The organism is Nocardiopsis sp. RV163 (assembly GCF_001029525.1).
In the GTDB taxonomy this organism is placed as follows: Bacteria; Actinomycetota; Actinomycetes; order Streptosporangiales; family Streptosporangiaceae; genus Nocardiopsis; species Nocardiopsis dassonvillei.
This window is the reverse complement of sequence record NZ_LEKI01000214.1, coordinates 1-7,389: the sequence shown is the minus strand read 5'-3', so window position 1 is coordinate 7,389 and position 7,389 is coordinate 1. Positions and strand designations below refer to the sequence as shown.

At 73.4% G+C, this 7,389-nt stretch carries 7 protein-coding genes; 4 read left to right on the top strand and 3 right to left on the bottom strand.

Annotation, left to right across the window (positions count from 1 at the left end; all coding sequences use genetic code 11):
- Window positions 1-1,118, top strand: a 1,118-nt coding sequence (locus ABD54_RS24250; protein WP_047871856.1) for a S1C family serine protease, incomplete at its 5' end; no start/stop codon positions are given.
- Window positions 1,119-1,261: 143 nt separating this feature from the next.
- On the opposite strand, the gene ABD54_RS24245 is transcribed toward ABD54_RS24250, so the two are convergent.
- A complete protein-coding gene (locus ABD54_RS24245; RefSeq protein ID WP_047871851.1) occupies window positions 1,262-2,401 on the bottom strand; it encodes an Mrp/NBP35 family ATP-binding protein in 1,140 nt (379 codons plus the stop codon).
- Between the two features lie 456 nt (window positions 2,402-2,857).
- Between ABD54_RS24245 and ABD54_RS24240 the strand changes: the two genes are divergently transcribed.
- The gene (locus tag ABD54_RS24240) at window positions 2,858-3,919 is read left to right on the top strand and encodes a CPBP family intramembrane glutamic endopeptidase (RefSeq protein ID WP_200904185.1); all 1,062 of its coding nucleotides are present in this window, start codon (window positions 2,858-2,860) and stop codon (window positions 3,917-3,919) included.
- Here the strand turns inward: ABD54_RS24240 and ABD54_RS24235 are convergent.
- The gene (locus ABD54_RS24235) at window positions 3,916-4,425 is read right to left on the bottom strand and encodes a GtrA family protein (RefSeq protein ID WP_047871850.1); all 510 of its coding nucleotides are present in this window, start codon (window positions 4,423-4,425) and stop codon (window positions 3,916-3,918) included. The genes ABD54_RS24240 and ABD54_RS24235 overlap by 4 nt on opposite strands.
- Window positions 4,426-4,664: 239 nt before the next feature.
- On the opposite strand from ABD54_RS24235, the gene ABD54_RS24230 reads away from it, so the two are divergent.
- Complete coding sequence (locus ABD54_RS24230) at window positions 4,665-5,822, top strand: 5-(carboxyamino)imidazole ribonucleotide synthase (protein WP_082166973.1); 1,158 nt, start codon at window positions 4,665-4,667, stop codon at window positions 5,820-5,822.
- Window positions 5,819-6,373 (top strand): 5-(carboxyamino)imidazole ribonucleotide mutase, encoded by a 555-nt coding sequence (gene purE, locus ABD54_RS24225; RefSeq protein ID WP_235432181.1) that lies wholly within the window; start codon window positions 5,819-5,821, stop codon window positions 6,371-6,373. Before ABD54_RS24230 ends, purE begins: the two co-directional genes overlap by 4 nt.
- 331 nt (window positions 6,374-6,704) lie before the next feature.
- Here the strand turns inward: purE and ABD54_RS24220 are convergent.
- Window positions 6,705-7,389 (bottom strand): TNT domain-containing protein (locus ABD54_RS24220; protein WP_047871852.1); only part of this gene is annotated, 685 nt, incomplete at its 5' end.

Sequence of the window (7,389 nt, the reverse complement as noted above, 5' to 3'; positions counted from 1 at the left end):
GCCATCCACACCGGGACGCCGCGCCCGAGCGGCCCCGGCGCGGCGTCCCGGTGTGGATGGCGCTGTCGGGCATGCTCGTCGTCGCGCTCATCGCCGGAGGCGCGGGCGGTGTCGCGGGCAACCTCCTCGACGGCTCCTCCGCCGGCGAGACCGAGCAGGAGGAGGGCCCGGTCATGAACGAGCCGCCGCCCGAGGCGCCCCAGCGCGACCCCGACACCATCGCCGGTGTGGCCCAGCGGGTCAGCCCGAGCGTGGTGTTCATCCACAGCGCCGATCCCACCGTCCCGAGCAGCGGCTCCGGGTTCGTCATCGACGGGAACTACGTGGTGACCAACGACCACGTCTCCGCCGGTCTGGAGGCGGACGGCATCGTCGTGGAGTACAGCGACGGCAGCCTCTCCGACGCCTCCGTGGTCGGCTCCGACCCCAGCTCCGACCTCGCGGTACTGTCGCTGGCCGACCCGATCGACGTCGAGCCGCTCCAGTTCGGCGACTCCGAGCAGGTCATCGTCGGCGACGAGGTGATCGCCATCGGCGCGCCCCTGGGCCTGTCCGGAACCGTCACGCAGGGCATCATCAGCGCCGTCAACCGTCCGGTCAGCTCCGGCGAGGGCGAGAACGCCAGCCGCTTCTACGCGCTCCAGACCGACGCCGCCATCAACCCGGGCAACTCCGGCGGCCCGCTGGTGGACCTGGAGGGCAGGGTCATCGGCGTCAACTCGATGATCTACAGCATGGGTTCCATGGGGGAGCCCACGGGCAACATCGGCCTGGGCTTCGCGATCCCGTCGGCGGAGGTCGAACGCGTCGTGAACCGCCTCGTCGAGTACGGCGAGACCAGCCACGCCGACATCGGGGCCGAGATCGACCTGGACAGCCCGGTCGCGGGCGCGGTCATCGCCGGTGGAGGGGGTGCGGTGGAGAGCGGCGGCCCGGCCGACGAGGCGGGGCTGGAGCCGGGCGACGTCATCCTGTCCCTGGACGGGCGCCCGGTGAACTCGGGCCAGGAGCTGCTCGCCATGCTGCGCAGCCGCAGTCCGGGCGACGAGGTCGAGGTCGAGTACGACCGCGACGGCCGACGGGAGACCGCCACGGTCACGCTGGGCTCGTCGGACTGACCGACCCGGACGGACCTGCTCCGGACACGCCCGGGGCCCCCGAGCACTGAGCTCGGGGGCCCGTCGCCGTTCAGGGCCGCGGGCCCCGCGCGGTGCGCGGCCCGGGCGTGCCGGAGCGGGGCGCAGGTCCGGGGAAACGCCGGCTAGCGGCCCGCCGGGGAGATGCCCAGTTGCATACCGGCCAGTCCGCGGGGCTTGCCGACCAGGGTTTCGGCGATCGAGGCGATCACCTTGCTGGCCTCGGCCTCGGGTGCGGTCAGCACCAGGGGCTCGCCCTCGTCGCCGCCCTCGCGCAGGCGGGTGTCCAGCGGCACCTGGCCCAGCAGCGGGATGTCGGTTCCCAGCGTCCGGGTGAGGGCGTCGGCGACCGTGCGGCCGCCGCCCTCACCGAACAGGTGGACCGGCTCCCCGCCGTCCGGCGGCAGGTAGTACGACATGTTCTCGATCACGCCCGCGATCCGCTGGTGGGTCTGGGCGGTGATGGCGCCCGCGCGCTCGGCCACCTCGGCGGCGGCCTGCTGCGGGGTGGTCACCACGAGCAGCTCGGCGTTGGGCAGCAGTTGCGCGGTGGAGATGGCGATGTCGCCGGTGCCCGGGGGCAGGTCCATCAGCAGCACGTCCAGGTCGCCCCAGTACACGTCCGACAGGAACTGCTGGAGGGCGCGGTGCAGCATCGGGCCCCGCCACACCACCGGCTGGTTGCCCTGCGTGAACATGCCGACCGAGATGACCTTGATGTCATGCGCGGTGGGCGGCAGGATCATGTCCTCGACCTTGGTCGGGAAGTCCGACGCGCCGAGCATGCGGGGCACCGAGTGGCCGTAGATGTCGGCGTCCACGACGCCGACCTTGTGGCCCTGGGCGGCCATGGCCGCGGCCAGGTTCACGGTGACGGAGGACTTGCCGACACCGCCCTTGCCGGAGGCGACGGCGAAGACGCGGGTGAGCGAGTTCGGCTTGGCGAAGGGGATCTCCTTCTCCGCCTGGCCGCCGCGCAGCTTGGTCTGCAGTTCCTTGCGCTGCTCGTCGCTCATCACGTCGAGCTCGACGCGCACGGAGGTGACCCCGGCGACCTTGGTCACCGCGGCGGTCACGTCCTTCTCGATACGGCCCTTCATCGGGCATCCGGCCACCGTGAGGTAGACGCCGACGCTCACGGCACCGTCGTCGGCGACGTCGACGCTCTTGACCATGCCGAGATCGGTGATGGGGCGGTGGATCTCCGGGTCTTGCACCGTGGCCAGGGCTTTGTGCACCTGCTCGGTGGATGGTGTGGAGGACATGTGCTCAATCGTAGGTCAGCGGGACGGGACGGCGGCCTGCCGGATCGCTCCCGCGGGCCACCAGGTTCAACGAGGGCGCCGTGCCGCGCATTCCGCGCCCCGCGGGCCCGTGTCGCACGCCGCCGCCGGGACGGCGCGCCGAGGGCGTCGCGCAAGGGGAGAGGGGTGTGAGGGATGTCGCGGAGGAGAAGGGAGTGGGGAGGGTCTCGTCAGGCGCTGTTCGCACTACCCTGTGCGTGCCGTGACCAGGCGATAACGGCGTGGCCTTAACGCTGGCAATACATGCCCGGATAGTAGTCTCGGCCCACGATGGGAAATGTGCCGCCACCGCCTGGTTCGTCCTGGCCCGCCGCGCCCGAGGGGCCGGAGGGGCGGACCGCCGGGTCCTACACGCAGGAGCAGACCTGGGCGGATCCTCCCGGAGGGGGGAGGCTGACGCCGCCCGGGGGCTACGCCGTGGCCGCCGCCGACCCGGACGTCTGGGCCTGGCCGCCGCCGAGGCCCGTGCGCAGGAACCACTTCGCCCGCGCCGAACTCCCCGCGGACGAGTCCTACCACAGGCTGGGCCGCACGTCCCGCTTCCGCTGGTGGTTCACACCGCTCACCCTGGCGGTCCTCGCGGTGCTGGTCTTCTTCCTGTGGATGGCCATCATCCTGTCGGTGACCATCGTGGCGATAGTCAACGGCAGCGGGCTGGCCCCGGACTCGGTCACCCTGAGCGTGATCGCCGAGATGGCCTTCGGGCTCCTGTCGTCGGCGCTGTTCATCCCCATCGTCATCTTCCTGGTCCGCGTCGTGCAGTGGCGCCGGATCGGCTCCCTGTTCTCCGTCGAGGGACGGCTGCGCCGGGGATGGCTGGTCCGCTGCACGGCGGTGGCGGTCGTCCCGGTCGCCCTGTGCGTCGTGGCCTTCCTGCCGCTGGCCGAACTCCTCCAGCCCGACCTGGTGCCCCGGGAGGCCTCCGGCGGCACCGAGGTGTTCGCCGCGGCGATGACCGCCATCGTGCTGCTGGTGCCGTTGCAGTCGGCGGCCGAGGAGCTGACCCTGCGCGGCATGCTCATGCAGTTGGTGGGCGCGCTCGGCGCCCGTGCCGACGAGCGGCGCGGCCGGTCGGCGGTCTCGCGGGTCCTGCGCTCCCCGGGCCCGGCCATCCTGGCCAGCGGAACCCTGTTCGCGGCGCTGTACCTGGCCACGCACCCGGGCGACCCGTGGACGACCGCGGCGCTCGCGGTGATGGGGCTGGGGATGTCCTGGCTGACCTGGCGCACCGGCGGTCTGGAGGCGGCGATCAGCCTGCACGTGGTCAACAGCCTCGTGCAGTTCACGCTGTGCGTGTTCGAGGGCCGCATGGAGCAGATCGGCACCGGGGTCATGGTCGGCTCCGGCCTGCCCCTGGGCGCGGGCACGCCGCTGGTGCTGGTGCTGACCCTGATCCAGGTGGGGTTGTACGCGCTGGCGGTGGTGTGGCTGGCGGGCCGCCGCGGGGTGCGGCGCAGGAGCGCGTCCGCCGCCCGCTAGGGCCTGTGGGCTCCGGGCCGGGCGGCAGACCCGTCCAGGGGTGCCTCCCCGGGTTCGCGGACCGCGTCGCCTCCCTGTTCGGGGAAGACCCACGTGCGGTAGGAGAAGAACCGGAAGAGCGTGCCCAGGCCCACCCCGACCACGTTGCCCGCGATGTTGCTCGCGAGCGGGCCGTCGAACCCCAGCACGTACACCGAGAAGCCCAGGCAGGCCAACTGGAGGAGCATGCCGACGCCGTTCATCAGCAGGAACAGCGCGGTCTCCCGGCCGTAGCCCGTCCGGGCCCGGTCGCCGAAGGTCCAGAACCGGTTGCCCACGAAGGCCACCGCGATCGAGCACAGGGTTCCGATCACCTGTCCCGTGAGCGGGCCCGCCCCGGCCGCGCTCCACAGCAGGTTGGTCGTCCCCAACTGCACCGCGTAGGCCACGGCGCCCACGGAGCCGAACTTGCCCACCTCCCGGACGAGCTCGGCGATCCCGGGATGGCGGGAGAGGAAGTCGCGCACGTTCTGCGCCTCCGGTCCTGTGGTCTGGGTGGTCGGGTCCGCCTCCGCGCGGACCCGTCCCGGCCGGGACGCCGACCAGGGGCGGAGGGGGCCGGGACCGCCGCGCGCGCACGCCCTAGACTCTAGCCGGGGGTCGCACCAGGACCCCGGCCGCGGGTTCCGAGCCGATCCGGCCAGGTCCCGCCGCGCGGGGCCGTCCCGTCACCGCGGTTGACGAGCAGCATGTGAGTTGAGGAACTGTGAGCGAGCGTAACCGCACCGTCCCGCGCGTGGGAATGGTGGGAGGGGGCCAACTCTCCCGGATGACCCACCAGGCGGGAATCGCACTGGGGGTCGACTTCTCGGTCCTGGCGACCAGCCCCACAGACAGCGCCGCGCTGGTGTGCGGTGACGTCTCCCTGGGCGACGACCGCGGCCTCGACGACGTCCTGGCCTTCGCCAAGGCCCACGACGTGGTCACCTTCGACCACGAGCACGTGCCCGAACCCGTCCTGCGCGCGGTCGAGGAGGCCGGGGGGCTGCTGCGCCCCGGCCGCGACGCGCTGCGCTTCGCCCAGGACAAACTGCGCATGCGCACCCGCATGGCCGAGCTGGACGCGCCCTCGCCCCGCTGGCGCGCCGTCACCACCCCGGAGCACGTCGCCGCCTTCGCCGGGGAGACCGGGTGGCCGGTCGTGCTCAAGGCGGCCCGCGGCGGCTACGACGGCAAGGGCGTGTGGGTCGTCGGCGGCGCCGACGAGGCGCGCGGGGTCGTGGACCGCGCCGCCGCCGAGGAGGTGCCGCTCCTGGTCGAGGAGAAGGTGGACTTCTCGCGCGAGCTGGCCGTGCAGGTCGCCCGGTCCCCGCACGGGCAGGTCGCGGTCTACCCGGTCGTGGAGACAGTGCAGCGCGGCGGCGTCTGCCACGAGGTGATCGCCCCCGCCCCGGGCCTGTCCGAGGACAAGGCCGTACGCGCCCAGCAGTTGGCCATCGAGATCGCCCAGGCGCTGGACGTGACCGGGGTCCTGGCCGTGGAGCTGTTCGAGACCGCCGACGGCGTGGTCGTCAACGAGCTGGCCATGCGCCCGCACAACTCGGGCCACTGGAGCATCGAGGGCGCGCGCACCTCCCAGTTCGAGCAGCACCTGAGGGCCGTGCTGAACCTGCCGCTGGGCTCGCCGCGCACCAACGCGCCCTACACCGTCATGGCCAACCTGCTGGGCGGCGAGGACCCCGAGGTCTACCGCCGCTACCTGCACGTGATGGCGGAGGACCCCGAGGTGAAGGTGCACTTCTACGGCAAGGACGTGCGTCCGGGCCGCAAGATCGGGCACGTCACCGTGATGGGCGAGGACTACCGTGACCTGCTGGCGCGCGCGAGAGACGCCGCCGCCTACCTGCGAGGAGACGAACAGTGACCGACAGCGCCAACGGGCGGGACGCGAGGGGCCCCGTGGTGGGCATCGTGATGGGCTCGGACTCCGACTGGCCGGTGATGCGCGAGGCGGCCGAGGCCCTGCGCGAGTTCGACGTCCCCTTCGAGGCCGACGTGGTCTCGGCGCACCGCATGCCGCACGAGATGGTCTCCTACGGGGCCGAGGCCGCCGGCCGCGGCCTGAAGGCGATCATCGCCGGAGCCGGAGGGGCGGCGCACCTGCCGGGCATGCTGGCCTCCGTGACGACCCTGCCGGTGGTGGGCGTCCCGGTGCCGCTCAAGTACCTCGACGGCATGGACTCGCTGCTGTCCATCGTGCAGATGCCCGCCGGGGTGCCGGTGGCGACCGTGGCCGTGGGCGCGTCCCGCAACGCGGGTCTGCTGGCGGTGCGGATGCTGGCCGCGGGCGACCCCGCGCTCACCGAGCGCATGGCCCGCTTCCAGGAGGAGCTGAAGGAGCAGGCCCACGCCAAGGGCGAGCGGCTGCGCCGCGAGGTGGAGAACGGGGGCAGGACCACCGGCTTCGGCCGCTAGGCGGTGTTTTCTGGACCTGCGCTCCGTTTCGTCCCAGCCGTCGCCCGCGATCGCGAGACGCTGCGCCCCGCGTCCGCGCAGTGGCCGCGGATGATGGACGTCCACGGCTTCGTGCTCGCCGGACTCCCCGCCACCACGTGAGGCCCGGGCGACCGGATCGGCCGCAGACGGCTGCCGCCCACCGGCGGGACGCCCTTCGGCGCCGGGCCCGCGCCGCTGGCTCTGGCGCCCTCGCCGGAGCCGTTCACCGCCGGTCGGGCCCAGCACCGGCCGCGGGCGGTGCCCGGCCGGTGCGCCCGTCCCCGCGGGGCGCGGGCGCACCGGCACTCGTTCACCTCAGTGCGGTGTCGGTGCGGCCCGCGGAGTCCTCGCCCGGGACGCACTCCCCGGCGGGGCGCCGCTCCAGGTGGCCGCCCTCCATGAGCTGGTCGACCGAGGCGTACTCCGCCTCGGGCGCCTCCACGACCCCCTCGGCGGGGACGAGCACCTGTTCGCCGCCGCCGGGCTGCTCGAAGTGCGGGGCGATCGGCCCCACCAGCGCGGTGAACTCCTCGGTCACCTCGTAGCAGTTGTAGTTGTGATCGGGACCGTCCGGCCACGTGTTCAGCGAGTCCGGCGGCAGGGCGCGCCGTTCGTACGGAGCCCCCGCCGGGGCCAGGAACGTGCCGCGCGGGGACCCGAAGCGGTCCAGCATCCACCCCTCGGGCAGGACCCTCAGCTCGGTCACCGGCTCGCCGTCCTCCACCACGAAGCCCATGTGGTCGGGGTAGTCCCAGCCCTCGGGGGTGGCCCAGCGGTCCAGGAACGCGTCGGGGGAGAGGCCGCCGAGCCGCTCGTACCCCTCCAGCAGCGCGCCCACCGGTCCGTCCTCGGGCAGCTCGGCGGGGCCCAGGCGGGGGTCGCCGCACAGGTACCGCTCCAGGTCCTCCTCGCTCGGCGGCGGGTCGAGCACCGGGCACCGCGCCTCCTGCGGGGCGAACGGCGCCGACGGCGAGGGGGACCTGGAGCGGTACCTG

Coding starts and splice junctions, on each gene's coding strand:
- ABD54_RS24245 (WP_047871851.1), bottom strand. CDS start 2,401: ATGTCCTCCACACCATCCACCGAGCAGGTGCACAAAGCCCTGGCCACG.